The 1,145-nt window shown below is 32.2% G+C and carries 1 protein-coding gene; it reads left to right on the top strand.

Annotated elements, in window-relative coordinates:
- The first annotated feature begins 438 nt into the window (after positions 1-438).
- Positions 439-1,026, top strand: coding sequence for an outer membrane beta-barrel protein (locus tag HM982_RS18400; protein WP_179354777.1), 588 nt, complete (start codon positions 439-441; stop codon positions 1,024-1,026).
- Positions 1,027-1,145 lie beyond the last annotated feature (119 nt).

Genomic DNA, 1,145 nt, shown 5'->3' with positions numbered 1-1,145 from the left:
TCTGTGACATCAAAAACCAAATGGCTAATGTCTATTCCAAAATATTTAATATCTTTATTCATAAGAAATGTTTTTTTTAAAGGACAATCTACGCGAGTTTCAACGACTTAAAATCGAGGTCTTAAAGCCTCATAGAACTGTACGAAATCTGTGTAGAAAAGAGAGGGGATTTTCAATGTTGACGAGATCTGAAGTCTCTGCGTATATAATAACCTTACTCCTCTCTTTTGTTCTTTCTAATTTATAAATCTTAATTTAGTGTTTTTATTTAATTGCTAACTTAAGCCGTGTATAATTAATTGCTTGGTTCTTGCCTACTTGCGAATATTCCTGCGGAATATTCACAGGTTCGTAAAAGTTTGCTAAATTAGTTGCTGAACCACGCAACTAACCATACACAAACACGTTAGCAACAAATTAAACCATAATCGTATTTCAATGAAAAACAACTATTTAAACTTAATTCTATTCTTTATTACAGCAACTATTTATGGACAGGATTTGAATTTTGGTCTTGTGCTTGGTGGAAATATGACCTCTACATACAGTGATGGTGCGTCGGCATTAAACCTTGTAGATAATTCTGGAGTTACAAACTTTTACGGAGGAGCTTATCTTGACTATTCTTTTTCAAACAAACTTGGACTTAAGTCTGATATAGTATACACAAACAACAAACTTGTAACTGCAATTGAGAATGATATAAAAATGAATTTTGTTGTTCATACGCCAAACTTAAAATACTCATTTAATGACGAATATTTTAAAGGATTTTATTTAATAGGAGGACCAAAAATATCTATTCTGACTTCAGCTGAATCGGATGGGGCTGATTTAAAAGAAATATTTAATTCTACTACTTTTGGAGCTCAATTAGGAGCAGGAACGAATTTAAACAACTATCTCTCAATAGAAGCTAAATTCGACGCAGGTCTTTCCAATTTACTCTCAGATGATTCTGATAAACTGAATTTTATTGCATTCATTTTGACATTGAACTTGAACATTAATGAATTAATCAAATAAAATCTGTTGCTAACACCGTGTATAATTAATTGCTTTGTTCTAGCCTACTTGCGAAAATTCCTGCGGAATTTTCACGGGTTCGTAAAAGTTTGCTAACTTAGTTGCTGAACCACGCAACT

Origin of the sequence: Winogradskyella vidalii, from assembly GCF_013403955.1 — a bacterium.
Lineage (GTDB): Bacteria > Bacteroidota > Bacteroidia > Flavobacteriales > Flavobacteriaceae > Winogradskyella > Winogradskyella vidalii.
This window is presented reverse-complemented; position numbering and strand designations above follow the sequence as displayed.

Excerpts from the sequence above, each read along its gene's own strand:
- HM982_RS18400 (WP_179354777.1), top strand. The coding sequence starts at position 439 with ATGAAAAACAACTATTTAAACTTAATTCTATTCTTTATTACAGCAACT.